This window comes from Pseudomonas sp. FP603 (genome assembly GCF_030687415.1).
Lineage (GTDB): Bacteria > Pseudomonadota > Gammaproteobacteria > Pseudomonadales > Pseudomonadaceae > Aquipseudomonas > Aquipseudomonas wuhanensis.
On record NZ_CP117431.1, the window covers coordinates 1,368,664 to 1,395,648 of the forward strand.

Consider the following 26,985-nt stretch of genomic DNA (forward strand, 5'->3'; position numbering starts at 1 on the left):
AAAGCCTGGATATTACCGAATGTCTCAGTTGCCTATAGCGAACGGACGGGACTGCGTGTCCGTTGGTCTGCCGGGCAGTTCGCGCGCCAGAACGCCCACTGATGACGGTCTGTCGAACATCTACACTTCGATTTTCAGGAGTGTGAAACGTGAAAGTTTCGCTGATTGTCCCGGTATTCAATGAAGAGCAGGCGATCAACCTGTTTTATCAGGCGGTGCGTCGCGAATTGAAACTTGACCCGTGTGAGGTCGAGATCGTGTTCATTAATGACGGCAGTACCGATCAGACAGCTGAGCAGGCCAAGGCGCTGGCGCAGGTCGATGAACAGGTATTGCTGGTCAACTTTTCGCGCAACTTCGGCAAGGAACCAGCGTTGTTTGCCGGGCTGGAATACGCCACCGGCGATGCGGTGATTCCCATGGACGTGGACCTGCAGGATCCGATCAGCGTCATCCCTCGGTTGATTGCCGAGTGGCAAAAGGGCGCTGATGTGGTGCTCGCCAAACGCCGCAATCGTGACAGTGACAGTTATTTGAAACGCCACAGCGCATCGCTCTTCTATCATTTGCTGAACAGGATTTCCTACACCCGGATCGAAGAAAACGTCGGGGATTTCCGGCTCATGGACCGCAAGGTGGTCAATGTGATTCGCGCACTTCCCGAGCATCAGTTGTTCATGAAGGGCGTTCTGTCCTGGGCCGGGTTCACCACGGCGGTGGTCGAATATGAGCGGGCCCGGCGAGTGGCGGGACGCAGCAAGTTCAATGGCTGGAAACTGTGGAACCTGGCGCTGGAAGGCATTACTTCGTTCAGCACCGTGCCGTTGCGGTTGTGGACTTACATCGGTGGCGGCATTTCGATCTTCGCGGTGCTGTACGCGGTGTACATGGTGCTGGACAAGATTTTCTTCGGTAACAATGTCCCCGGATATCCCTCGCTGATGACGGCCATTCTGTTTCTCGGCGGCGTCCAACTGATCGGTATCGGCATCCTCGGCGAGTATGTCGGCCGCATCTACATCGAAGCCAAGCACCGGCCCCGTTATGTGGTCAAAGACGTCATTGGCGGCACAGACCGGCTCGGGCTTTAGCATGGGCAGACTGGGCGACTTTTTCAGCAAAGAACTCGGGCGTCGTCGGGTCTGGTTGTTTTTCCTGATCGCGATCCTTATTTATGTCATTCCGCTGATCCTCGCGGACTATCCCTACATCGATGACAACTGGCGCTCGCTGTCGGCCGGTACTGCCTGGGCGGGGCAGGGGCGGTTGTTCACCGAGCTGTTCTACAACCTGCTGACATTCAGTGATGCGGCACCGAACATTTTTCCGTTGCCGCTGTTGATCGCCGCGCTGGCCATGGCCTCGGCGTTGACCAGCCTGACCTTTCATTACTACCCGCAGCCGACGATATCCTGCTGCCTGGTGCTGTTGCCGCTCTGGTACAACCCGTTCTTCCTGCAGAACCTGTCTTATCAATACGACGGGCCGGCCAATGCCTTGAGTCTGGTGGCAGTGATCTACGCAATCACTTTTCGTCATCCCTCGCGCATTTTGCAATGGCTGGTACCGGCTTTCCTGATTGCGCTGGCGCTGGGGTTCTATCAGGTGAGCCTGAATGTGTTTCTGGGCCTGTGTTGCCTGGAACTGCTCAGGGGCGCGAATGACAACTGGGCCTGGCGGCAGTGGTACGAATTGATCGGCTGGAAATTCGCCCAGGCAGGGCTCGGCGGGTTGATCTACAGCGTCACGGCTTATCCGTACATGAATCGCGATCGCGCCTTACTGCTGAACTGGGCAGCGGAGCCTTTGCTGCAACTTGAAATCAACATCGGCCGGGTGCTGGAAAAAGTCGCGCTGCTGTTTCACGGTGGATTCACTTGGGTGTTCGCCGTGCTGCTGTTGTGTGCGCTTGTGGGCAGCGCGCGGTTGGCCCGCAGCGTGATTGAACGCCACGACACCGGGCTGAGAAAAATCGTGATGGGCCTGGTGTGTGTGCTGACAGTGCCGGTCGTGACCCTGCTGGTGTCGGGTGCCGCGCTGTTTTTCCGCGACTTCAATGAAGGCGCCAGAACCTTGATGGGGTTTGCGGTGTTGCTGGTGCTGTTGTTTTATTTGAGCCATCTGGCGCTGGCGCCCATTCATGAGCGGCTGCCGCTGTTGTTGGCGGTGCCTCTGTTGGCCATGCTTTCGTTGTCTTACGCCTATGGCCGCGTGCTGACGGTGCAGAACACCTTTGCGTCCAGCGCATTGTTTTCCCTGGGGCATGACATTGCGGCCCAGCGGCAACTGTACGAGGCCAAGCGCATTTACCTGGCGGTGAGTTATTCCGATCACTGGCTGGTGGGGGCTGCGGGCTCGTTCAAGCAAATGCCGGTCTTGCATTATCTGCTGAACATCAACTTCTTCATGCTGGCTGAAAACCTGCCGAAGGCTGGCATCACTAATGTGGTCGCGGAGAGGGCGCGGCGCAACGCGACCCTGGTCGGTTACCAAGGTTATCCACCGCTGGTGGAGAGCCAGTTCTATCGCATCTATCTGCTGGGCGATTACGGTTTTATCGTCATGAAAGAGCCGACCCCGATCACCACGCTTCAGTGGTAAACAATGAGGGGATCGGCCGGTGAGCGCCTCTTCGATCTATCCTGAAAACTTTCCATCCCGGCTCGCCGACGGGGCAGGTCTGTTGGCGGTGTTAGCCATCGCGTTGTTCGCAAGGTTTCACTCCATCACCGTGCCGGTCATCTGGTACGACGAGGCCTACAGCCTGCTACTGGCCGAGGGCTCGCCTGCGTATATCTGGGCCACGACAGCGCGGGATGTTCATCCGCCGCTTTACTATGTCTTGCTGCATTTCTGGATGTTGCTGTTCGGCAATGGCGTGTTGGCTGCGCGATCCCTGAGTGCACTGGCCGATGTCGGCACGCTGTTGCTGTGCATTAAATTGATGAGTCTGGTGACAACGCGAAAGGCGACCTGGATAGCGGCAGTGTTGTTGGCATTGCTACCGATATCGGTGCGCTACAGCCAGGAAGTGCGAATGTACACCTTGCTCGGTTTCTGGCTGATGGGCGCGACCGTGGCGCTGGTGTGCTGGATCAAGGCACCGGATCAAAAGCGTTATCCGGTTTTTTACGTGCTGCTGATGACGGCTGCTTTCTATACGCATTACTTCGCCGCGCTGTGTGTTTTGGTGCATTGGCTGTGTTGGTGGCGAGTGCGAGATGAAGGTCGGTCCACGGCAATACCGATTCGTGCGTGGGTCTTGGCCAACAGCGCAATCGTCGTGTTGTACCTGCCATGGCTACCCGATTTGCTCGATCAATTGCTGCGAATGGACGGGCTCGAGTGGATACCGCCGCTCACCTGGCAAGCGGCGCTGACCCTCGTTTGGCAACTGGTGATGATGGAGGGAGCCGTCAGCCATTCATCCTTATGGCGTGTGTTGCCCTCGGTGTTGATCGTTGTTTGCGCTGCTGCGGTGCTGCTCAAGGCACGCCATGAGCGACCTTTCAGTGTCTTGCTGGTGGGCTATTTTTTTGTACCGGTGCTGACCGTTTTTCTGGTGTCGCTGATCGTGCCGGTTTTCAATGCCAGATACCTGGTGTTCGCTGCCGCCGCGTTGCCCCTTATCGTTGCGCTCGCGCTGGACGTATGGAGCGAACGCCACACCGCGCTTGCCGCTGTCGCCATGGCTTTGGTTTTGTTGGCAGAAATACATGGGCTTTTGGCGGTCTACGCGCAAACGGATGAGATGAACGGGACAAGCATTCGCAAAGACGCAAGGCTGGACGCCGTGGTCGAAGGTCTTGGTCGCAAAGTCCGTCCGGGTGACGAGATCGTTGTGGATAACCTGTATTGGTATTTGCCGTTTACGTACTACAACCCGACAGGTATTCAGCCGAGGTTATACGCCTTCAAACCACCGACCGGCACCCTTTGGGGAACCGCCGAATACGGTGGTTGGGCACTCATCCCCCGTCATTTGCGTTCGATTCTCTTCGACGATTTTTCAACCTTGAAACTGAATGCCAAGAGGATCTGGTGGGTCACGGGCAACGCTCGTCCTGAACATGACGCCTTGTTTCCCGAACACTGGAAACAGGTGCAGATGCTGAAGGAAGGGGACAGCGAAGCCCGATTGTTCATCCGAGGGGAAGCGCCAAACCCTGAGGTTGGCGCGCAAACACGGCCTATGCAGCCGCCAGTTCATTAGGCTCAAAACTATCCGTCCGCGCCATCTGCCACATCCGCGAGTAAAACTCGCCGTTCACTTCACCGGTGAGCAACTCGCCCGGTTTCAGGAACACATGCAACTGCGAGAACAGTTTGATCTCGGTCGCCGACATGCGTCGCACCAGATGCTTGGCCGACAGTTGTGAAGGATGATCGAGACCCGCGGCGGCGAGCATTTCGGCCAGGGCTTTAAGCGTATTGCGATGGAAGTTAAAGACGCGCTGCGCCTTGTCTGGAACCACGAGGGCGCGTTGACGCAGAGCGTCCTGGGTGGCGACGCCGGTCGGGCATTTGTTGGTGTGGCAGCTTTGCGACTGGATGCAGCCGATGGCGAACATGAAGCCGCGCGCGGAGTTGGCCCAGTCGGCGCCGATGGCCAGGACGCTGGCGATGTCGAAGGCGCTGACGATCTTGCCGCTGGCACCGAGTTTGATTTTGTCCCGCAGGTTCAGGCCCACCAGCGTGTTGTGCACGAACAGCAAACCTTCGCGCATTGGCACGCCGATGTGGTCGGTGAACTCCACAGGCGCGGCGCCGGTGCCACCTTCCTTGCCGTCGACCACGATGAAGTCCGGGAGGATGCCGGTTTCCAGCATGGCCTTGGCGATGCCCATGAATTCCCACGGGTGGCCCAGGCAAAACTTGAAGCCCACCGGTTTGCCGCCGGACAGTTCACGCAGCTGCGCGATGAAGTGCATCAGTTCGATCGGCGTGGAAAACGCGCTGTGGCGTGACGGTGAGATGCAGTCTTCGCCCATCAGGATGCCGCGGGTTTCGGCGATTTCCTGCGTCACCTTGTGCTTGGGCAAGATCCCGCCATGGCCGGGTTTGGCGCCTTGGCTCATCTTGATTTCAATCATTCGCACCTGCGGGCTCGACGCCTGGGCGGCGAAGCGTTGCGGGTCGAAGCGGCCATCGGCGGTGCGGCAGCCGAAGTAGCCGCTGCCCAGCTCCCAAGTCAGGTCGCCGCCGTTTTCCCGGTGATAGGCGCTGATGCTGCCTTCGCCGGTGTCATGGGCGAAGTTGCCGAGTTTGGCACCCTGGTTCAATGCGCGAATGGCGTTGGCGCTGAGGGAGCCGAAGCTCATGGCCGAAATGTTGAACACCGACGCCGAGTACGGCTGGGTGCACTGCGGGCCACCGACCATTACCCGGAAACTGCTCGGGTCGCTCAATGGTGCCGGGCGCATGGAATGGCCAATGAATTCGAAGCCAGACTGATACACATCGATCAGCGTGCCGAAGGGTTTGTCGGCACTTTCATTCTTGGCTCGTGAATAGACCAGCGAACGCTGGGCCCGGGAGAAGGGCAGGGCGTCGCTGTCGGATTCGAGCAGGTACTGGCGGATTTCCGGGCGAATACCCTCCACCAGATAACGAATATTGCCCAGGATCGGGTAATTACGGCGCACCGCGTGTGGGCTTTGCAACAGGTCGAACAGCCCTACGAGGCTGAGGACGCCGGTGACGGCAGTGATCGGCCAGAGCCAGTCGTGTTGCAGAAAGGGCAGGCTGGCGAGGGTGAATATCACACACACGGCAAAGAAGGCGTAGCGGCTCAGGAGGGACAGGCTCATACGGTTTCCTTGGGGTCGGACTCGGTAAGGGTAGGGCAGTGGCACACAGGCTTTTGTGGCGAGGGAGCTTGCTCCCGCTCGGCTGCGCAGCAGTCGCAAAACCTGCTGACGGGATTTGTCTGACTGAACGCATTGCCTGTTTTGGGATCGCTTCGCGATCCAGCGGGAGCAAGCTCCCTCGCCACAAGATCTCCTGTGTTAGAACAGGACGTCAGGCATTCTGCGCCTGGGGAAAAAACGAAAACAGCCCGGATTGAGATTTGATCCCTTATTCGGCTGGTCAGACAGTCGCTTTCGATTGCCGTACCGGCAACTCGACCCGAAAGGTGCTACCCACCCCGACTTCGCTACGCACCGAAATATCGCCCTGGTGTTTTTTCACGATGCCATAGGACAGGGACAACCCGAGCCCTGTCCCCTGGCCCACCGGTTTGGTGGTGTAGAACGGGTCGAATATTTTCTGCAGGTTGTCCGGCTCGATGCCTATTCCCGTGTCCGCGACCTCGATCGACACCGTTTCACCTTCAAGCCCGGTGCGTAGCGTGATGGTGCCCCGTTCCGGCCCCATCGCCTGAGAGGCGTTGACGATCAGGTTCATGATCACCTGATTGATTTGCGATGGCAGGCATTCGATGTCGGGCAGCTCTTTATACTCCTTCACCACATCGGCTTTGTACTTGAGTTCATTGGCGACGATGTTCAGGGTCGACTCGATGCCTTGTTGCAGATTGGTCCACTGCCATTCCTGATTGGAGTCCACGCGGGAGAAGTCCTTCAGGTCTTTGACAATCTGCCCGACTCGGCCGATGCCGTCCTTGGACTCCTTGATCAGCAGCGGAATATCTTCGCGCAGGAAGTCCAGTTCCACCCGCTCACGTAACTGACCGAGACGGTCGATGACCTCGCTTGAGCCAATGGCGTTTTCCGCCTCCCGATAGGCATCGAGCATGGACTGCAGTTGCTTGAAGTAGCCATCGAGGGCACCAAGGTTGGAGGAAATGAAGCCAATGGGATTATTGATTTCATGGGCGACGCCCGCCGCCAGTTGTCCCAGCGAGGCGAGTTTTTCCGACTGCACCAGTTGGCTTTCCAGTTGTTTGCGCTCGTCGATTTCCCGCTGCAACGCCTCGCTGGCCTGCTTGAACTGGTCCGTGCGCTGATCCACCAGATGCTCCAGATGGCTCATCTGAATAGACGCCCGTTCGGTCATTTCCCATTTGGTGAGCAGGGTGTTGGCCATTTGCTGGACTTCAATGTTGTCGAACGGCTTTTTCAGAATCAGCAGGCGGTCGTGGGCGTGCAAGCGTTCCAGCAGTTCATCCCAGGAATAGTCGGAATAGGCGGTACACACTACAACTTGCAGCTGCGGGTCTTCCTGCCACAGATGCTCGATGGTCTGTGCACCGTCCCAACCCTCGGGCATGCGCATGTCGACGAAGGCCAAGGCGTAGGGGCGGTTTTCCTGTAATGCCTGGATGAGTTTGCTCAGACCCTCCTGGCCGCCATAGGCCGAATCCAGCTCGAACAACAGGTTAGTGGACTTCACTTCGTCACCGAACAGCGCGGCCTCCATTTCGTCCAGCTCTACATGTTGCGCCGATGTCGGGGTGAGGATCTTGCGAAAGTCTTCATGGATGGACGGCGTGTCGTCAATCAACAGAATGCGTCGGTTCGAAAGATCGCTCATGCTTCCTCCATGACGGGTTTCAACGGGATCTGCAACGTGAACAGTGCACCTTTGCCCGGTCCGTCGCTGTGGGCGGTGAGATGGCCGTTCATCTCGATCGCGGCCAGGGCACAGCTGTGCAGGCCGAAGCCGTGACCTTCCTTGCGGGTGGTAAAACCGTGGGCAAAGATCCGCGTCATGTTCTCCGGCTCGATGCCTTCACCGTCATCCTTGACGCTGATTTGCAGGATCGTGTCCTCGACGACTTTCACCCCAAGGGTCATTTGCCGAGGGCGATTGCTGAGGTCGGTCATGGCGTATTTGGCGTTACTGATCAGGTTGATCAGGATCAGCAACAACCGGTGCTTGTCACCCATGACTTGCGGTACATCGCCGTACTCCTTGACCACCGTGACGTGATGGCGGGTCAGGGCGCCGGCATTCATCCGCAGGGCGTCTTCCAGCAGTTCGCTGATGTGCAGCGGCTCCATCAGGCTGTTGGCACCCGCGTAGGACTGCTGGGTGGCAACGATGTCCTTGATGTGGTCGACGCTTTTGCTCAGTTGCGCGAGTTCATCGGCCATGCCTTGTTGTTCAAGGGCAATGGCATCCACCAGTTGGTTCAGGTAACCGGGCAGCAGTTTTCCTTTCTCGTCCTGGGTCAGGAAAACGCCCAGGTCGTCTTGATGCGCGTTGATCAGCTGCATCGCCTTGCCCAATCCCTGGGCCTTGCTGCTACGCAGCTTGCGGGTGACCAGGTCGGCCGAGATGTTCACGCTGTTGAGCACGTTGCCGACGTTGTGCAGCACGTTAGTGGCGATTTCAGCCATGCCGGCCTGGCGCGCGGTGTCGAGCAGTTCACTCTGGGTATCCTTGAGTTCGCGGGTGCGCTCTTCGACCCGTTGTTCGAGGATCTCGTTGGCCGTTTGCAGTTCCTTGTTGACCCGATTGATCTCACCGAAGCTGCGCATCAGGCGAGTTGCCAGGTACACCAGCCCCATCACCAGCAGCGTCGAAAACACCAGCATGTAGAAGTGGTAGCGCTGGTCGATTGCCTCGGTTTGCTGCTGATCCCGGTTTAGCAGACTGGTGATCTCGTCCAGCCGTGCGGCCACAGGAACGGCTTCAATGTTTTGCAGCAGCCGATTGACCACGGGTTGTTCCCGCAGTATCAGCGCGATGTGATTGCTCAAGACGTCGATCGGGCTATGAAACTGCTCCGGTAATCGGTCCTTGTTCACCCGTAGTTTGTTCAGCCCGACCAGGATATCGGCGGCTTTGTCGTCGGAGGTGACCTGGGCGAACTCCAGGCTGCTGAGCAGCAAGTCGTAGGTGTCGGTGGCAATGTTCTGGAGTTGCAGTTTGTCTTCGTCGAGCAGTCGGGTAAGCGGTTCCTGAATGTCGTCTTCGGCAGTGGGCAAAAACGCCAGTGAGTTGCGCAGCACCGCGTTGTGGGATTTGAACTGCTCCACCAGCCGGGTTTTTTCCTGAACGGCGGTGTGGTACGCGTCATGGCCGGCGTGCCAGATGGGGTCGTTGCGGCCGTGATTGGACTCCATGGTCTCGAATTGCTCCCACAACTGGGTCATCTCGTTCAGCGGTGCAACCAGTGGATCGTAATTGTGGCTAATGGCAATTCTGGCCTTGAGAATCTCGGTTTCCCACTGCGCATTGAGCTGTTTGATCTGGCCGATCAGGCCCCGGGACTCGGCGTACGTCGAAGTCTGGTCGGAGCTTGATTTGAGGTACAGAAACAGCAATGTCGAAGCCAATATCAAGGCCACGCCACTGAGCAATGCCAGGTGGCGACGGTGGTAAGTTTTCATAAAGGTTTGCCTCCCCACTCACCGGTCAGGGTCTTGAGGAATTTGATGATCAGGTCCTTGTCCTTGTCGGAGGGCACACGACCGAGCTGGAATTTGAACATCACGTCCACCGCTTCTTCGAGGGTTTTCGCCGAGCCGTCGTGAAAGTACGGCGCCGTCACGGCGACGTTGCGCAGGCTCGGCACCTTGAACACGTTGCGGTCCTCTTCAGCCTTGGTGACCAGATAGCGCCCCAGATCGGCTTCGGTGGGGTTGCCTCGAACCTCGAAGTAGTCGCCCATGACCCCGAACTTCTGGAACATGTTGCCGCCGATATTCACCCCCTGATGGCAGGCGATGCAGCCGTAGTCCTTGAAGCGTTGGTAACCGTACTTCTCCTCGATCGTCAGAATATCGGTATTGCCCAGCAGGTATTGGTCGAAACGCGAGTTGGCGCTGAGCAGCGTGCGCTCATAGGTGGCCAGGGCTTTTTGCACATTGTTCATGGTCACGCCGTCCGGGTAGGCCTGGGCGAACGCGCTTTTGTAAGCTGGGTCTGCGGACAGCACCTCGACCACATGCTCCCAATGACTGCCCATTTCGCTGGGGCTTTGCACCACTTCGTGGGCCTGTGTTTCCAGGGTGTCGGCGCGGCCGTTCCAGAACTGTCGGAAATTCAGACTAGAGTTGAAGACGCTGGGGGTGTTGATCGTCAGGGGATCGCCTTTGAAGCCAATAGACAATGCTTTGTCGTCTGCGCCTCCGCTTTCCAGACGATGGCAACTGGCGCAGGACAGGCTGTTGTTGACCGACAGGCGTGGTTCGTTGAACAAGCGGCGACCGAGTTCGACTTGCAAGGGATTCTGCTGGGGCACCGCGGGCAAGGGTTTGAGCGGTTCGTCCAAAGGTGCGCCGTTGGCTATCAGACAACATCCGAGTAGCGGCGCAAGAAGCAGGTAGTAGAAGGGGCTCGACATCTTATGATTCCTTGGCGCAGGCCCTGGGTGTCGTTGCACATCGGTCATGGGGTGGTGGATGAGGCGGTCTGCACGGACGTCAGGTATTGGACGAAGGCGTCCGGCTCCACGGCTTTGCTGAAGTAGTAACCCTGGCCTTCCTCACACTGGAGGCCCTTGAGAAAATTCAACTGTTCGAGGGTTTCTACCCCTTCGGCAATGACGGCCAGTTTGAGACTCTTGCCCAGGCTGATGATGGCGCTGACCAGGGCCGCGTCATTGCTGTCACAGCTCAGGCCGCGAATGAATGACTGGTCGATTTTCAACACATCGATGGGAAACCGTTGCAGGTAACTCAGGCTGGAATAGCCGGTGCCGAAGTCATCGATGGCCAGTCGTACGCCCAATGCCTTTAGCTGATTCAGCGCGACCATCGTGGCATCGACATTCTGCATCAATACGCCTTCGGTAATTTCCAGCTCCAGTAAGGTGGGGTCCATACCGGTTTGCTTGAGTATCAGCTCTATACCTTCGACAAAGTCCCGCTGACGGAAATCGATGGCCGATACGTTCACCGACATGTAGAGCTTCGGCAGGCCTTTTGCCTGCCAGGCACGGGCTTGTCGGCAGGCCTGGGCAAGCACCCATTTGCTCAACGGTACGATCAAGCCGCTGTCCTCGGCCACACCGATGAAATCGGTTGGGTAAACCCAGCCTTGCCCCGGCTTTTGCCAGCGGATCAATGCCTCGGCGCCGACCACCTTGCCGCTGCCCAGGTCGAGTTTGGGCTGGTAGTGCAGGACAAATTCGTTGCGTTCCAGCGCCAGGCGAATACCCGACTCGATGCTCTGCTGTTCCCGGGCGCGCTGGTTCATCTCATCGATGAAAAAGCTGAAATCGTTCGGGCCGCTGTCTTTGACGTTGCGCATGGCGGTTTCGGCTTTTTTGATCAATGCAATGGCATCGAAACCGTCCTCTGGATAAATACTGATGCCCAGGCTGGCCGTCACGCTCAGGTCATGGCCGGCGATGTGTTGAGGCGTGCGTATGGCGTTCAGGAGCTTTTCGGCGATGCCCTTGGTCTGTTGGGGGTGGTGGATGTCAGCCAGGATCACCACAAACTCATCGGAGCCGTAGCGAAACACCGAATCGGACGCGCGTACACAGGCCACCAGGTTTTGCCCGACACGCTTGAGCATCTCGTCACCGGTCGGGTGACCCAAGGCATTATTGATGCGCTTGAAGCGATCGAGCCCCAGAAACATCACGGCCAGTTGTTTGTCATGGCGCCTGGACAGGGCCAGTGACTGGTTCAGCCGGTCGCCCAGCAAGGTGCTGTTGGGCAATTCGGTCAATACGTCGTACTGCAACAAGTGCGATACCTTGAGCAGCTCATGGACACGGGCCTCGATGGTTTGCTCCAGGGTCTGCACTTTAATGGCCGCGTCCTGCGCCATCTGCCACTTCCAGGTCAGAGCGCTGGCCATCTGGCGGATTTCCAGGCTGTCGAAGGGTTTTTTCAGCACCAGCAACTGATCGCCGAACTCCAGTCGTTCGGCCATGGCTTCCCAGGTGTAATCGGAAAAGGCCGTGCACAGCGCGATTTGCAGGTGAGGATCTGCCTTCCAGAGCTGTTCGATGGTTTCCAGCCCGTCCCAGCCCGGGGGCATGCGCATGTCGGTGAACGCCATGGCGTAAGGGCGACCTTGTGCCCGGGCATGCTTGACCAGTTCGAGCGCTTCCTGGCCCTGGTAGGCGGAATCGAGCTGGAATATCAGCCGGGTAGATTGCTGGCTGCCGAACAGCGCTGCTTCAGTGCCGGCGATGGATTGTTCGTCGTCGGTATCCGGACCGAGAATCTTGCGAAAGTCCTGATGGATCGAAGGCGTGTCGTCAATGATCAGAATGCGCCGGTTAGCCTGGACGAACGGAGTTTTCATTTCTTGTCCTCCGTGGCACGCCGCGGGTCGTCCGGCATCGCTCCGGTTCCGTAGCTGGTATGCACGATGCACCCGGCCTTCAGCAACTCGGCGGCCTGTTGGCTGCTGACCGCTTGGCTGAAGTAGTGACCCTGGGCGTTCATCGGTGAGCCGGTGGCCATCAGCGAACTGCGTTGCTCCTGGGTTTCGACGCCCTCGGCGATGATGCCGATCCCTACCTCGCGGGCGAAGTTGATGATGGCCCGCAAGGTGGTTGCACTGGACGGGTCGCGTGCGGCCATGTCGATGAAGGTCTGGGCGAGTTTCAGGTGATTGACCTGATAAGTCTTGAGGTAATCGAACGAGGAGTATTCGGTGCCGAAGTCGTCGATGGCGATTTTCACCCCCAGTTCACGCAGGCGCGGCAGTACATCGTTGTGCGTCCACTTGGTCTGGGCCAGGGTCGCTTCGGTGACGTCGAAACGCAGGTCCCACGGGCACAGTTCCCAGCGCGCGGTGGTGCGCAACACGTCATAGATCAACTCGGGACCGCTCTTGAGCTGAGCCAGGGACAGTTTTATCGCCACCACTGGTGGCGCCATGCCCTCGTCACGCCACTGGCGCATTTGCTGACAGGCGCGCTCCAGCACCCAGTGACCGAGGGCGACGATGGTGCCGGTCTTTTCCGCCGCGGGCAGAAACGCCTGGGCTTCCAGCAACCCGCGCAGGGGGTGATTCCAGCTGACCTGTGCTTCCATGCCGAGGATCTTGCCACTGCTCAGGTCCACTTCCGGCCAGTAACGCAGTTCGAGTTCGTCGTGTTCGATGGCCGTTTTCAAGTCGTTGGCAATGGTCATGCGCTCGACCACTTCCTGATTGATCTCCTCGGAGTGGAAGTGGTACTGGTTGCGGCCCTTTTCCTTGGAGCGATACAGCGCCATGTCGGCCTGGGTCAACAGGCTGTCCGCGCTGAGGCTGACCGGCGCGTAGCTGCTGATGCCGATGCTGACCGAGACCCGCACATCATTGCCGGCCAGGGAGTAGGGCAACACCAGTGCATCGCGGACCTTGGCGGCCAGGGCCGCTGATTGGGTCGGATCGCCGACGTCCAGTTGCAGTATCGCGAACTCGTCGCCACCCAGGCGGGCAACCACGTCGTTTTCGCGCACGCAATTTTTGATGCGCCTGGCAACCTCCTGCAACAACAGGTCGCCCACCGGGTGGCCCAGGGTGTCGTTGATGCGTTTGAAGTGATCAAGGTCCAGGTAAAACATGGCGAACGGTGTGGCTCCGCGCCGGGCGGCGGCGAACGCCTGATGCAGCCGCTCGATCAGCGTCGCGCGGTTGGCCAGCCCGGTCAGCCCGTCGGTGCGGGCCAAAAGGGCAATTTTTTCCTCGGCCAGTTTGCGTTCGGTGACGTCGATGATGATGCCTTCGACTTCCAGCAAGCGGCCTTCATCGTCACGCACCGGGATATAGCGGTTTTCGACCCAGCGCCAGTCGCCATCGCCGGTGCGCATCCGGAATTCGATGGAAGCACCTGCCGCATGGCGGTCCAGCACCCGGGCCATGGCCGTATCGACTTTTGATTGATCGTCGGGATGGATCAGCTCCTGCGCCCAGTTGGACGAAGCCACCAGGGCCGCCGCGATGTGACCGTATTTGGTGATGTTGTGGGAGATGTACATCAACGGAAACGACGGTTCGCCCCGCAGTCGATACAGAATGGTCGGGCTGTTCTGCACGATGATGTTGGCGTCGGACAACTCCCGGGTACGCTCTTCGACCGCATGCTCCAGCAAGGACATCTTCAGCGCGGCGTCTTCGGTCATTTGCCACTTGGCGGTCAATGCGCTGGCCATCTGGCGAATTTCGATGGCATCGAAGGGCTTTTTCAGGATAAGCAGGCGATCGCCCAGTTCCAGGCGTTCGGCGATGTCTTCCCAGGAATAGTCGGAATACGCGGTGCAGAGCGCCACCTGCAACTTGGGATCGACCTGCCATAGGCGTTCGATGGTTTCCAGGCCGTCCCAACCCGGCGGCATGCGCATGTCGATGAAGGCCATCGCATAGGGCGAGTCGTTCGCCAGTGCGCTCTCGACCTTGTCCAGCGCTTCACGGCCCTGAAACGCCGAATCGATGACGAAACTTTGCAACGATACCGACGCTGGGGTACCGAACAGGGCGTTTTCGGCGCTGATCAGGCTGTCGTCTTCGATCGATGGCGGGCTGAGAATCTTGGCAAAATCCTCATGGATCGACGCCGTGTCATCGACGATGAGAATCCGACGATTAATGCGCGCAAGCAGCGTGTTCACTGACATGCGCCTATACCGACAGCAGGTTGGTGCAATGAGCTCATAGAGGGTATCCCTTCCCTGATCGCTGGATGGCGCGAGTATCGTTCTGGATCCGAGTGATCTGAGCATAGTCGCCCGGCCGGCACTTCGCCCGGTTGACTGAAACGAATCATTTCCGGGGTCGGGCTGAAAATCATCTAGCCTGTAGGTCAGGCTCGGGGAACGTCAGGACGTTTGCCCCCGCGCGCGATAAAGACACCGTTTTACTTGAGGTAATGCCATGGAAGAGCAACTCCCCACGACTGTGACCGATAAACCCAAGTTATTGCTGGTCGACGATGAGGAGTCGATTCTCAACAGCCTGCGCCGCCTGCTGCGCGGCCAGCCCTACGAGGTATTGCTGGCAACCAACGGTGCCCAGGCCCTGGAGATCATGGCGCAGCAGCCGATCGATCTGGTGATGAGTGACGCGCGCATGCCCAATATGGACGGCGCCACGCTGCTGGCTCACGTCCACCAGCTTTACCCCGATACCACCCGCATCATGCTGACCGGTTATGCCGATCCTTCGGCGATTATCAAAGCCATCAATGAAGGGCAGATTCATCGTTACATCAGCAAACCCTGGCACGATGAGGAAATGCTGCTGACCTTGCGACAATCACTGGCCTATCAGCATTCCGAGCGTGAACGCTTGCGTCTGGTGCAGGAGACGTGGGATCAGAACGAGAAACTGAAGCAGCTCAACGCCACCCTGGAAAAACACGTCGCGGCCCGCACCAGCGAGCTGCAACAGACCGCCGACATGCTGGACCTGGCCTACGAAGAGCTCAAACGCAGCTATGTCACCGGCACCGAAGTGTTTTCATTGCTGGCCAACCTGCGTCTGCCGCCCGCCAAACAGACCAACCGGCAGATCATCGAGCTGGTGCGGGTGTACTGCAAACTCCATGGCCTGGACGAAGGCACCAGTCGTGACCTGACCATGGCAGCGGCGCTCTACAACATCGGCAAGTTGAGCTGGACCGACAGCATGATGAGTACGCCTTCGGACCTGCTGCATCACAATGACCGCGAGCGCTATCGGGGTTATCCGAAGCAGAGTGAGTCGCTGCTGATGACGCTCGATCCGATGAAGGATGCCGCCCGGCTGATCCTGCATCACCAGGAGCGTTGGGACGGCAGCGGTTTCCCTGATCGGCTCAAGGGCGAAGCGATTCCGTTCGGTTCACGGTTGCTGAAACTGGCGGTGGATTTCATCGAGTTGCAGCGCGGGCTGATCCTCGAACGGCAGATGAACAGCGATGAAGCCTTGGTGTATATCCGCCAATACGCCGGTCGCCTCTACGACCCGGAACTGGTGGAGGATTTCATTCAGGTCTGCGCCACTTATCTGAGCGACGTGACGCTGGCCGATCCGATGGTCAAGGTGCTGACCACCCGGGAACTGGCGGCGGGCATGATCCTGGCGCGCAATCTCAATGCCGACAACGGCATGCTGCTGCTCAATGCCGGCAAGGTGCTGAATGGGCCGCTGGTGGAGAAGTTGATCGCTTTCGAGGCGATGGAAGGTGCCAAGTACAGCATTTTCGTGAAAGTGCCGGAGGAAGTGGAGGGCGCACTTCTGGAGACGAGTTGAGCTTTCCAGACTCAGCACTGATCCCCTGTGGGAGCGGGCTTGCCCGCGATGAGGTCATCACATCCAACATTGATGTTGCTGACAGTCCGCAATCGCGGGCAAGCCCGCTCCCACAGTTTGGCGCTCGGCAGATGCTTTTTTCGGCGTGACGAAGAACCGGCGCGCATGTGATCCTTGCTGCTTTTACCCAAGGCCAATCACGATCCATGACGCTTTCATCCGCCAGCTCGCCCCGCATCATCCGTATTGCCGCCGCCCTGCTGATCGGCCCCGACGGTCACACCCTGCTGGTCCGCAAGCGCGGCACCCAGGCGTTCATGCAGCCGGGGGGCAAGATCGAGGCCCATGAGCAACCGGTCCATGCCCTCGCCCGTGAGCTGGAAGAGGAGTTGGGGCTGGTCATCGATCCGACGCATGCCGCCTACCTGGGACAATTCTCGGCACCGGCCGCCAATGAGCCGGGTTATGTCGTACAGGCCGAACTTTTTCAGCTGACCATCGATTCGCAGGTTTCCCCGGCGGCAGAGATTGAAGAAGTGCGCTGGATCGATCCGGCCACCGACGGCGAAATCACGCTGGCGCCATTGACACGAGACCTGATCCTGCCGTTTTATCGAGCTTCACTGATCGAAACTGCCTGATCGTCCAAGGACGGAGGATGCCCATGATTCCGCTTCAAGACTTGCTGATTTTTGCCGCCGCGGCGTTACTGATGGTGCTCACGCCCGGGCCGAACATGATCTACCTGATCTCTCGTTCAATCTGCCAGGGACGCAAGGCTGGGGTGACTTCGTTGCTGGGTGTGGTCGCGGGATTCTTCGTGCACCTGTTCGCCGCAGCAGCCGGTTTGACGGCGGTGTTCCTGGCGGTGCCGATGGCCTACGAAGTGTTGAAATGGGCCGGTGCGTTGTACCTGCTATGGCTGGCCTGGCAGGCGGTCAAGCCCGGAGCGCGTTCGCCGTTCGAGGCGCAGCAGTTGCCGGCGGACTCGTCGCGCAAGTTGATCACCATGGGCTTTCTCACCAGCGCTCTGAACCCCAAGATCGCGGTGTTTTACCTGTCGGTGTTTCCGCAGTTCATTACCCCTGAGCACGGTTCGGTGTTCACCCAGAGCATCATCCTCGGCGTGACCCAGATCAGCGTGAGTTTCAGCGTCAATCTGCTGATCGCATTGTTCGCCGCGGGCATCGCGTCCTGGTTCGTCAACAACCCGAACTGGCTGGCGATGCAGCGTTACTTCATGGGTTTCGTGCTGTCCGGGCTGGCGGTGCGCTTGATGCTTGAGCAGCGGCGAGTGGCCTGAAAATGTGGATTGAACGGCTTGATGCCAGCCATGCCCTGGATTACCGGGCGCTGATGCTCGAAGCCTATGACTTGCATCCCCAGGCGTTCACTTCCAGCGTGCGCGAGCGCGCCGTGATGCCGCTGAGTTGGTGGGAATCGCGCCTGACCAGCAAGCTGGACCGGGTACTCGGGGCGTTTGAGGAAGGGAAGCTGGCGGGCATCGTCGGCGTGGCTTTTGAGCCGCGGGAGAAGGCTCGGCACAAGTCGACGTTGTTTGGCATGTACGTGACAAGCCAGGTCCGGCAGCGCGGGCTCGGCTATCAACTGGTTCAGGCAGCGTTGGCTGAAGCGCAGAGCCATCAGGGCCTGAGGCTGATCCAGTTGACCGTCACCGCCGGCAATGAAGCCGCCTTCAAGCTGTATCAGCGTTGCGGCTTCGTGCAGTTCGGGCTGGAGCCACTGGCAGTGCGAGTCGGCGAAGACTACTTCGACAAGATCCATATGTGGCGTGAGCTCTGAAGCCACCCCGATCCCTTGTAGGAGCGAGGTCGCTCTATCGGACAGCGCTGACGCCATCGAGCGTCGAAAACGACGTGTCCTTGGCCGTCAGCAAAAAATCGCGCATGTACGGCGCATCCAGCATGTCGGCGCGAATCCCTGCGTACAACGTCGCAAACAAGCCTTTCTCGCCTAGTCGCTTGGCCTTCACATAACCCCGTGAACTGTACTCATGCAACGCCCAATGGGGCATGCCACACACGCCGCGACCGCTGGCCACCAGTTGCATCATCATCACCGTCAGTTCCGAGGTGCGCACCTGGGCCGGTTCGATGTCGGCCGGTTCGAGGAATCGGGTGAAGATGTCCAGCCGATCGCGTTCCACCGGGTAGGTGATCAAGGTTTCCGTGAGCAGGTCTTCGGGCACGATGTACGGCTTGCTCGCCAGACGGTGCTGGTTCGCCACCGCGAGCATGGCTTCGTAGGTGAACAACGGCACGTAAGTGATCCCGACCAGTTCCAGCGGGTCGGAGGTCACCACCAGGTCCAGGTCGCCGCGTGCCAGTGCCGGCAGCGGGGCGAAGGAGAAACCCGAGGCCAGGTCCAGCTCGACTTCCGGCCAGGCATCGCGGAACTGGTCGATGGTCGGCATCAGCCACTGAAAGCAACTGTGGCACTCGATCGCCATGTGCAAACGCCCCGCAGTGCCACCGGCCAACCGCGCAATGTCACGCTCGGCGCCGCGCAGCAACGGCAGGGTGGCATCGGCCAGTTGCAGCAGGCGCAGGCCGGCACTGGTGAAGCGCACCGGTTTGGTCTTGCGCACGAACAGCGGCATGCCCATGCGCTCTTCCAGTTCCTTGAACTGGTGGGACAGCGCCGATTGGGTCAGGTGCAGGCGGTCGGCCGCATCCACCAGGCTGTCGGCTTCGCGCAAGGCGTGCAGGGTTTTCAGGTGACGGATTTCAAGCACCGGGGGGGCTCCATGAGGAAAACTTGTGATCAACACGAAAAGGTTGAGTTTGTCTCATGTTGGGTGGGCTGTCGACAATAGCACCATCTTTTATAGGGAGGATTCTCATCATGGCCTTGGCCCACACGCTTGGTTTCCCGCGCATCGGCGCTGACCGCGAACTGAAAAAAGCCCTCGAAGCCTATTGGAAGGGCGATCTGGATCAGAACGCATTGAAAAGCGTCGGGCGCCAACTGCGCGCCACCCACTGGCAATTGCAGAAAGACGCCGGCATCGACCTGCTGCCCGTGGGCGACTTCGCCTGGTACGACCAGGTGTTGACTCACTCGCTGACCTTCGGTGTGGTTCCCGAGCGTTTCGACAGCGCCAACGATGAACGCGGTCTGCCGACCCTCGACACCCTGTTCGCCATGGCTCGTGGTGCTACCGCAACCTGCTGCGGCGGCGAACATGCCAAGGTGCAATACGCCCAGGAACTGACCAAGTGGTTCGACACCAACTACCACTACCTGGTCCCGGAGTTCAGCGCTGATCAGCCATTCAAACTGAGCTGGGAACAGCTGTTCGATGAAGTTGAAGAAGCCAAGGCCCTCGGCCACAACGTCAAACCGGTGATCATCGGCCCGCTGACTTACCTGTGGCTGGGCAAGGCCAAAGGCAACGACTTCGACAAGCTCGACCTGTTGGAGCGCCTGTTGCCAATCTACGGCGAAATCCTCGGCCGCCTCGCCGCTCAAGGCGTGGAATGGGTGCAGATCGACGAACCGATCTTGACCCTCGATCTGCCACAGGCCTGGAAAAACGCTTTCGAGCGGGCCTATCACATCCTTCAATATTCACCGCTGAAAAAACTCGTGGCCACCTACTTCAGTGGCCTGGAAGATAACCTCGGGCTGGCTGTCGGCCTGCCGGTGCAAGGCTTGCACATCGATGCGGTGCGGGCGTCGGAGCAACTGGGCCAGGTGCTGGATCGCCTGCCGACCTACAAGATTCTCTCGGTAGGGCTGGTCAACGGCCGTAACGTCTGGCGCTGCGAACTGGAACAAGCCCTGGCACAACTGCAATTTGCCCAAGAGCGCTTCGGCGATAACTTGTGGGTCAGCAGTTCTTGCTCGCTGCTGCACAGCCCGGTGGATCTGGAGCGTGAAGACAAACTCGACCCTGAACTGAAAAGCTGGCTGGCGTTTGCCGTGCAGAAGTGCGGCGAAATCGCCGTGCTGCGTGATGCCCTCAACGACCCGCAAGCGCCCAAGGTACAAACCGCCCTGGCCGAAAGTCGCGCCATTGCGGCCAGTCGCGCTCAATCTCCGCGTATCCACAAAACAGATGTGCAGGCCCGAATCAACGCCATCGGCGCGACCGACAGCCAACGCCATTCGCCGTTTGCCAAACGCATCGAACAACAACAGGCTCGGTTGAAACTGCCGGCGTTCCCGACTACCACCATCGGCTCGTTCCCGCAGACTGGGTCGATCCGCTTGGCGCGCCAGGCCTTCAAGCAAGGCAAGCTGTCGGCCAACGATTACACCGATGCCATGCACAGCGAAATTCGCCATGCCGTGCAAATCCAGGAACGCCTGGGCCTGGACGTGCTGGTGCATGGTGAAGCCGAGCGCAACGACATGGTCGAGTACTTCGCCGAACAACTGGACGGCTACCTGTTCACCCGGTTCGGCTGGGTCCAGAGCTACGGTTCGCGTTGCGTCAAACCGGCGGTCATCTATGGCGACCTGAGCCGCCCGAAGCCGATGACGGTCGACTGGATCAGCTATGCCCAGAGCCTGACCGACAAGGTCATGAAAGGTATGCTCACCGGTCCCGTCACCATGCTGATGTGGTCGTTCCCGCGCGAAGACGTCTCGCGCAAAATTCAGGCGCAGCAACTGGCCCTGGCCTTGCGCGATGAAGTGGTGGACCTGGAAAACGCCGGCATCAAGATCGTGCAGATCGACGAAGCCGCGTTTCGCGAAGGGCTGCCGCTACGCCGGGCGCAATGGCAGGAATACCTCGACTGGGCGGTGGAAGCCTTCCGCCTGAGTGCATCGGGCGTGCGCGACGAAACCCAGATCCACACCCACATGTGCTACAGCGAATTCAATGACGTGATCCAGTCGATCGCCGCCATGGACGCCGACGTGATCACCATCGAAACCTCACGCTCGGACATGGAACTGCTGGAGGCCTTTGAAGCATTCGACTACCCGAACGATATCGGCCCGGGCGTCTATGACATCCACTCACCACGGGTGCCCGACACTGCCGAGATGGTGAAGTTGATGAGCAAAGCCGTTAAGCGCATTCCGGCCGAGCGCCTGTGGGTCAATCCCGATTGCGGGTTGAAGACTCGCGGCTGGCCGGAAACAGAAGCCGCGCTGGTGAACATGGTCGCGGCGGCACGCCAGCTGCGCAGTCAGTTGGCCTGACACCACCGGTTATTGGCTGACAACGGAGCGCTTCGGGCGCTCCGTTGTCGTTCTTCACAGCTGTGGGAAATGTTTGAGCGCCAGCGGTTTGCCGATGTCGCCCCGCCAGATCGACTCCACCTGAGCGCCGCTGCTGGCCTGGGCCTGCTGCCATTGCAGGCCCAGGTTGCGTTGTTCAGGCAACTTCAGATGACCTTTGACAAAGTCGTTGAGCGGCGACTTCGCCGAGGTGTAATGAAAGTGCGCATACCATAGCGTTTGCGGCGGCTGGCGGGTCAAATCGCGGACTTCATACTCCTGCAGAAAATCCCGTCGCCCGTCCGGGTGCTTGCCTATATCCCGCAATGCGCCTTCCTTGCGAATGTCCACCACCCGCTGCTCCAGCAGGTAGTCCAGATAACCCTCGGTCGGGGTTTTGCTGTTCATGGACTGTTCGATGTGCAGGGTCCGTCCGGCACGCGCAAGATCCCGGGCCTTCTCCTTCAATTGCACGATGATCGGATCGGTCGGTGACAGTCGTTCGATGTCCCGCGCCCGCATGATGAGTTCGTCAGCTTCGCTGTTCATCATGTGTTCAAGGTCGACCGGCAGCATGCCCTGGTCGGCATATCCTTTGACCTTGCTCTGGTAGTTTTCTATGGCAGCAAGCCGTGTTCGGGACTCCGCCAGTAACGGCCGAACATCCGTCTGCTGCGGACGCTGCACAGCGACAGATTGCTCGCTGAGGTGATATTTACCGCTTGAGCGCGGCAGCCAGGTTTCCGTGTGTCCATCGACCCCCTCGATGGTGAACCGCTTCTGCCGAGTCACCGCATCGGTTTTTTCGACGCCGATCAGTAACTGGTTGTCTTCGGTCTCAAACAGCTTTTTACCGGAGGCGGCTTCATTCGGCGAGGTGGAGGCGCGGTTACCCAAGACTTTTTGAGCAGACGTCTCGAGATTCGCCAGGTTCTCTAGAAACCGGGTGACTAGTTCCTTATCCAGGTGTTGCGGATAGCCCAGTACCCAGGCATTCAAGTCGCGGCGGAATTTGGAGTAAGACTCCAGACAGTCTTTCAGCACTCTATGGCGTTGTGTCACGTTGGCATGCACGGTCGGAAGGTTGTGCTGGGTGACCATGGCACGATCCACTTTGATCCTGGCGGTTTTCAACTGCACATGAAAATACAACCAGGACTGGTCGTGGACGGCGTCGTATCGGGTAATGATTTGGAGGCTGTGTGCTGCTTTCAGGTAACGGTAGCTTGTCCCGGTGAACGCCTTGTTTACCTTCGCCAGATCCTCGGCCATTTTCAGTTTTTGGTCTTTAAGGGTGATTCGACCATTCCACAGGTTGGCCTGTTCGGTCGCGGTGTGAGCGTATTCGAGATCCTGAAGAAAAGCTTTACGGACCGCCGTGCGTTGTCCCATCAAGTCCAGGTGTTTGCGGATATCGCTGGCGGGTGTGGTGTTGGAAAGTTCATTGAGTTCATCGATCCGGTCGAGGCAGTCCTGTAGTCGCTTGTTGGCCAGGTCGACCCGGCACAGGGTGCGATCAACCACTAAAAAGGCGCAACTGTTTTTAACCTCCGCAATTTCACGGGCTTGTCGTCGCCCGCCCAAACTGCGCAGTTCTTCCAGATTGGCGTATTGGTTCTGGGCGATGTCGATGTCTTTGGCACAGGCAGCGTCGACGGAAGGTTGCAGTTTTATGCGTTGTTCGGTGCCGGCTTCATAGTATTGCTGGATGTCGATTTTCGTTTTTCTGGACTGCGTAGTGAGTTGCCGGGTACTCGCGTCGATGGTGTGTTTCAATGTCCCCAGACGACGCTGAGTCCGATCAGCCCACCAGCGGGGCAGCCAACGCCTGATGACGGCTGGCCAGAGCGGATCCATGCCGTCGGCCAGATGCCCGAGCACCGCACCGCCGCCCACGCCACCTCCCTCCATCAAGGTGCCGTACACCGCATAGTGGGTGTTCCAGTTGCCGGCTTCATCAAGGGCGATCGGCTGTTTATAGGCGCGGGCCGATGTGCCGTGCAAGCGCCAGCCACGAGAAGCATCGCTCAGCTCGATTCGATAGATACGCCCCTGGCTGATCATGAAATCGCCCTCGACATGCCGATAGACATTGCGATAGATGCCATGTGTGGCAGGTTGCAGTTCAGCCAGCGAAATTTCGTGTTCGTATTCGTAGCCGTGGAAGTAATCACGGATGCGGCGGGCCTGTCGATGCGAGGGCATCTGCAAGGCTCCGGCCTTTCTGGCCATTGCCCGTAACTGACGATGGCGCGTTAGCGCACGGGCAGCACCGGGAGCCGCGTGGGCACCCGGAAGCACATCCATGGCAGCGTCAATCAACGACAACAACACCGCTTCCACCTCGGCCAGACCATGACCGACATCGCCACGCAGGAAGGCAGCGACCGCCAGATTGGCGCTTCCCCAGGCGTCATACAAAGCAATGGCCGTACCCACGAATGGCACCATGCCCAAGACCATTTTCAGATAGTTGAACATCGCCCCGGACTTCAGTGCGCAGTGCTCCAGATACAAGGCGTCATTGGAACGTGAGGTACTTCGATGGGCTTCCAGCAAACGCCCCATATGCACATTGAGCAGATGCGTCGCCAGCGAGGTGGTGGTCGTCCACGCCATGCCGACGCCGATCAGCGCATTGAAGTTTTGCAGTAATGCCTGATTGATCCGACTGACGTGAAGGGCGAAGTCGCCTTGCAAGGCACGCCCGGCCAGATAGTTGACCATGCTGTTGTGCAGGCACAGGTTGAACAGGTTTTGGCGTGCCTGCTCAAGGGTGTCGTACTGACGCAGATGGATACCGTCCGGGCTGTCCGGCAGGTAGAGCAGCGTCAGGCCGCTGACCTGTTCCTCGATGAAGGTGACCCCCGACAACGTGCTCGGGCCCTGATGCGGCGTGTCTTCACCGCCCACGGTCAGGTGGGCCGGCAGCAGTACGATACGCTTGCCTTGGGCAGCAAAGGCTTGCGCGGTATCGGCGTCAATCGCGATATTCAGCACTTGCCATCCATGGGCGTCGATCTGCCGTTGCAGCAGGGCAAATTCGCCTTGCAGTTTCAGCATCAGGCGCCACGGCTCGGTCAGGCATTCACGGCGATATTCAAGATCAAAGGCTGAGGTAGTAGGCGCGCCCAGAAAAGCGTGGCGGATCTGTGTCTCGTAATGTCCGGCCAGATCCAGTTCGGTGATCAGCTTGCGCAGATAGGGTTGTGTGATGCCGCTTTTCAGCTTCTGGCGTTCTGCCTCGTCATCCGCAGATATCTCGACACGCATGAACGACAGTCGCCACCATAACTGCTGATCGATATTGGTTTGGGCCAGTTCGGCGAGGGACAGCGTGCTGCGGTTTTTACTGGCTATCAGCACATTTTCTTGCGGCGTTCCCGGTGCGGCGCCTTCGGTCACGACCTTTTGCCAGATGGTTGAATCGGGCAGATCCAGCATCACCTCAAAGCCTTGCTCGAGGGCGAAGTCCTGACGCAGGCGAGCGTCGATGCGTTTTTTGCTGAAATCATCCCGTGGCGGCAGATCCCGTTCGAGTAACTCATGGGAGCGTTTCATCGCGGCAATGTACGTCTTGAACAGATGCTTGAACTGCAAGCGCCGAGCATCGGACAGCGTGCCGAGCCACTGTGGCAGTGCTTTAGCCAGGACGCTGCTGTGGTTTTGCTCGAGGAGTTGCGCGAAAGCCAGTTCCCGCGCGGCGGGCATCGGCACTGTCAGGCGGGCGAGGGTGTGTTCGCGCAGTTTTTCCAGCGCCACGGTACGCTGCTGGGCCTTGGCTGGCACGGGGTTGTCGGCAATCAGTCGAGTCGCCTGCTGCACGCAGCGGTAAAGCTGATTTTGCAGGGCATATTCGAAGGGGGCGCCGCTCAACTCGCTCAGGTGCAAGGCCAATACGTCGTCGTTGGCGCTCAACTTGAACAGTGCTTGTTCCAGTGCTCGCCGAGAGGCGAAACGCTGCAAGCCACCGAACCGGCCGGGCCAGTACAACAACAGACTGTGGGACGCGACACCGCGCAGCACGGATGGGTGCGTAATCAACAGCACGCCGTCCAGTTCCTCGCTTTGAGTGCTGCCGCCTTCGGTGGCCGATAGAGTCAGCCGCGCCACCGCGACGTCTGCATGGCGCGGCGCGGCAGGCGCATCGAGAAGTGCCTGAACCCAGCGGAGTTCTTCAGGGCTGAGCTGGTTCAGGGTCAGTTGAATCTCTGCCTCGCTGCGTAACCCCGCTAGCCGTGCCTGATACAGCGCGGGGTAATGCGGATTCGATGCATGGCGCAGTTCCAGCATCTTCAGCGCATCACGGGTGTCCAGCAATGCGGAGGCGGCAGTTTGGCTGGCTTGTTCTGCTGCCGCGAGGGCGTCGAGGTGTTTTTTCAGGTTCTGCAGGCGTGGATCATTCAGATCCCCGGCGAAGTCTTTGCCAAGCAGGGTTTCGAGCGCTGCGCAGTGATACGCCAGGGCACTCTGGCGGGTGTCCAGCGCAATGTCGGGGGTGAGCAAGCCGAACTGCGGAACGCTGTCGCCGGTCTCTTCCTCGTTGATGATTTCCGCCGGCCATTCGGCAGGCTCGGCAAAAGCAGCTTCTTGCCGGTGTTTGCGATCCAGTCGATCGGCGGCGTCCAGGGCGGTAGCGCCATGCTGGACGATATCACTGCCGTTACCCTGACGAATACTGTTCATCCAGGCGACCGATACACGCGCAATCAGCTGTTCGGCGGCTACCGCCAGCGGTGTGGTTACGATGCGGGTGTATTCGAGGCTGATGCTGTCGAGCGGAGGCATCCCGGCAATATTCTGCGGGTGTGTGGTCAGCCAGTTTTCCACCTCATGACGGTGCTGGAAATGCCTCCATGCCGGTTGCTGCTCTGGCAAGTACAGCAACTGCGCGGCCGGGTGTCCGGGGCTGATGAGTAAAACCCCGGGCAACTCGACACGGCGACTGTCAGTCAATCTGAGCGCCAGTTGATGGATCGTTATACGGGCGTCGACAACCGCGCTGTCGTTGGGGGCATCGATCAGCGTCAGCAGGGACTTCATCTGTTCGGCCGTCAAGGTGCGCTGGGCATGGGCCACCTGGCTGGAGGCTTCGAAGTGCTGGCGATACAGCTGGATGGCCAGCGCTCTGCGCGTTACCGCCGTCCCGGGCGCCCGGCCATTCCACCAACGCTCCCAGTCGTGATTGAGCAGGCGCTCCGGGTTCAGGTTTTTCAGTTGTTCGAGCAGTTCGGAAGGGGGCTTGCCGAAGAGGCGGTGTTCCCGTGCAAGACCGATCACCGCGCAACGTGCGTCGAGTGAAACCTCAACCGCGGGCTGTTGCAGCACAAAGGCGCAGGCGTGGGTCAGGCTGACAAAGTGTTCCGGCCGGGTACTGGTGGCGAAGAAGCCGAAACCGACCCGGTTGCCATCCAGATCCCAGTGGTCTTTGAGCACTTGGTTGATCGAGTCGTGTGCCTGCGGGCTTTGCGCCATGAGTTCGAGCCACTGTCGGCGACAGTCGCGCCAGCGTTCCGAGGCGGTTAGCAACAGGTTCTGATCGGGGTTGGGTGCAAGCAGATGGGAATAGACGAAATCGGCCTGAAAGGGCTTGGGGGCGTCGGGCATGGCGACTGGTCTCCAAAGGGCGAGAGGGCCGGGTTGTTCCGGCGTCCAGGCCATTAGAGGTCAGTTGTATGGGGGGCTGGTGGTACA

The 26,985-nt window shown here is 59.1% G+C and carries 16 protein-coding genes; 8 read left to right on the forward strand and 8 right to left on the reverse strand.

Annotated features, from left to right (window positions below; translation table 11 throughout):
* Positions 1 to 149: 149 nt before the first annotated feature.
* The 3 genes from PSH65_RS06345 to PSH65_RS06355 are packed head-to-tail and all read left to right on the forward strand — an operon-like array spanning position 150 to position 4,213.
* Positions 150 to 1,091, forward strand: coding sequence for a glycosyltransferase family 2 protein (locus PSH65_RS06345; protein ID WP_305425400.1), 942 nt, complete (start codon positions 150 to 152; stop codon positions 1,089 to 1,091).
* Position 1,092: 1 nt separating this feature from the next.
* On the forward strand, positions 1,093 to 2,601 hold the full coding sequence (locus tag PSH65_RS06350) for a glucosyltransferase domain-containing protein (RefSeq protein WP_305425401.1): 1,509 nt from the start codon (positions 1,093 to 1,095) through the stop codon (positions 2,599 to 2,601).
* A gap of 19 nt (positions 2,602 to 2,620) precedes the next feature.
* Positions 2,621 to 4,213: a glycosyltransferase family 39 protein gene (locus tag PSH65_RS06355; protein ID WP_305425402.1), complete on the forward strand. Its 1,593-nt coding sequence runs from the start codon at positions 2,621 to 2,623 to the stop codon at positions 4,211 to 4,213.
* Here the strand turns inward: PSH65_RS06355 and PSH65_RS06360 are convergent.
* The 6 genes from PSH65_RS06360 to PSH65_RS06385 all read right to left on the reverse strand — a co-directional run bounded on the left by PSH65_RS06360 (position 4,191) and on the right by PSH65_RS06385 (position 14,480).
* Positions 4,191 to 5,810 carry an FMN-binding glutamate synthase family protein gene (locus PSH65_RS06360; RefSeq protein ID WP_305425403.1) on the reverse strand — a complete coding sequence of 540 codons (1,620 nt, stop codon included), beginning with the start codon at positions 5,808 to 5,810 and terminating at the stop codon, positions 4,191 to 4,193. The two genes, PSH65_RS06355 and PSH65_RS06360, sit on opposite strands and share 23 nt — an antisense overlap.
* A gap of 280 nt (positions 5,811 to 6,090) precedes the next feature.
* Complete coding sequence (locus PSH65_RS06365; RefSeq protein WP_305425404.1) at positions 6,091 to 7,497, reverse strand: ATP-binding protein; 1,407 nt, start codon at positions 7,495 to 7,497, stop codon at positions 6,091 to 6,093.
* The gene (locus PSH65_RS06370; RefSeq protein WP_305425405.1) at positions 7,494 to 9,302 is read right to left on the reverse strand and encodes a DAHL domain-containing protein; all 1,809 of its coding nucleotides are present in this window, start codon (positions 9,300 to 9,302) and stop codon (positions 7,494 to 7,496) included. Before PSH65_RS06370 ends, PSH65_RS06365 begins: the two co-directional genes overlap by 4 nt.
* The gene (locus PSH65_RS06375) at positions 9,299 to 10,258 is read right to left on the reverse strand and encodes a cytochrome-c peroxidase (RefSeq protein ID WP_305425406.1); all 960 of its coding nucleotides are present in this window, start codon (positions 10,256 to 10,258) and stop codon (positions 9,299 to 9,301) included. Before PSH65_RS06375 ends, PSH65_RS06370 begins: the two co-directional genes overlap by 4 nt.
* 44 nt (positions 10,259 to 10,302) lie before the next feature.
* Positions 10,303 to 12,177 carry a bifunctional diguanylate cyclase/phosphodiesterase gene (locus tag PSH65_RS06380; protein ID WP_305425408.1) on the reverse strand — a complete coding sequence of 625 codons (1,875 nt, stop codon included), beginning with the start codon at positions 12,175 to 12,177 and terminating at the stop codon, positions 10,303 to 10,305.
* A complete protein-coding gene (locus PSH65_RS06385) occupies positions 12,174 to 14,480 on the reverse strand; it encodes an EAL domain-containing protein (RefSeq protein ID WP_305425410.1) in 2,307 nt (768 codons plus the stop codon). The genes PSH65_RS06380 and PSH65_RS06385 overlap by 4 nt, the downstream gene beginning before the upstream one ends.
* 256 nt (positions 14,481 to 14,736) lie before the next feature.
* Here PSH65_RS06385 and PSH65_RS06390 point away from each other — a divergent pair, with 256 nt between their 5' ends.
* From PSH65_RS06390 to PSH65_RS06405, 4 genes are all read left to right on the forward strand, one after another.
* Entirely contained in the window at positions 14,737 to 16,095 is a 1,359-nt protein-coding gene (locus tag PSH65_RS06390; protein ID WP_305425412.1) for an HD domain-containing phosphohydrolase, read from the forward strand.
* A gap of 206 nt (positions 16,096 to 16,301) precedes the next feature.
* Positions 16,302 to 16,736, forward strand: a complete 435-nt coding sequence (locus tag PSH65_RS06395; protein ID WP_305425413.1) for an NUDIX domain-containing protein — start codon at positions 16,302 to 16,304, stop codon at positions 16,734 to 16,736.
* Positions 16,737 to 16,759: 23 nt separating this feature from the next.
* Positions 16,760 to 17,398 (forward strand): LysE family translocator, encoded by a 639-nt coding sequence (locus tag PSH65_RS06400; RefSeq protein ID WP_305425414.1) that lies wholly within the window; start codon positions 16,760 to 16,762, stop codon positions 17,396 to 17,398.
* 2 nt (positions 17,399 to 17,400) lie between these two features.
* The gene (locus PSH65_RS06405) at positions 17,401 to 17,898 is read left to right on the forward strand and encodes a GNAT family N-acetyltransferase (RefSeq protein WP_305425415.1); all 498 of its coding nucleotides are present in this window, start codon (positions 17,401 to 17,403) and stop codon (positions 17,896 to 17,898) included.
* Between the two features lie 34 nt (positions 17,899 to 17,932).
* Here PSH65_RS06405 and metR read toward each other — a convergent pair whose 3' ends face one another.
* Complete coding sequence (gene metR, locus PSH65_RS06410; RefSeq protein ID WP_007898547.1) at positions 17,933 to 18,850, reverse strand: transcriptional regulator MetR; 918 nt, start codon at positions 18,848 to 18,850, stop codon at positions 17,933 to 17,935.
* Positions 18,851 to 18,960: 110 nt separating this feature from the next.
* On the opposite strand from metR, the gene metE reads away from it, so the two are divergent.
* Complete coding sequence (metE, locus tag PSH65_RS06415; RefSeq protein WP_305425417.1) at positions 18,961 to 21,273, forward strand: 5-methyltetrahydropteroyltriglutamate--homocysteine S-methyltransferase; 2,313 nt, start codon at positions 18,961 to 18,963, stop codon at positions 21,271 to 21,273.
* A gap of 54 nt (positions 21,274 to 21,327) precedes the next feature.
* Here metE and PSH65_RS06420 read toward each other — a convergent pair whose 3' ends face one another.
* Positions 21,328 to 26,898, reverse strand: a complete 5,571-nt coding sequence (locus PSH65_RS06420) for a dermonecrotic toxin domain-containing protein (RefSeq protein WP_305425418.1) — start codon at positions 26,896 to 26,898, stop codon at positions 21,328 to 21,330.
* Positions 26,899 to 26,985: the final 87 nt, after the last annotated feature.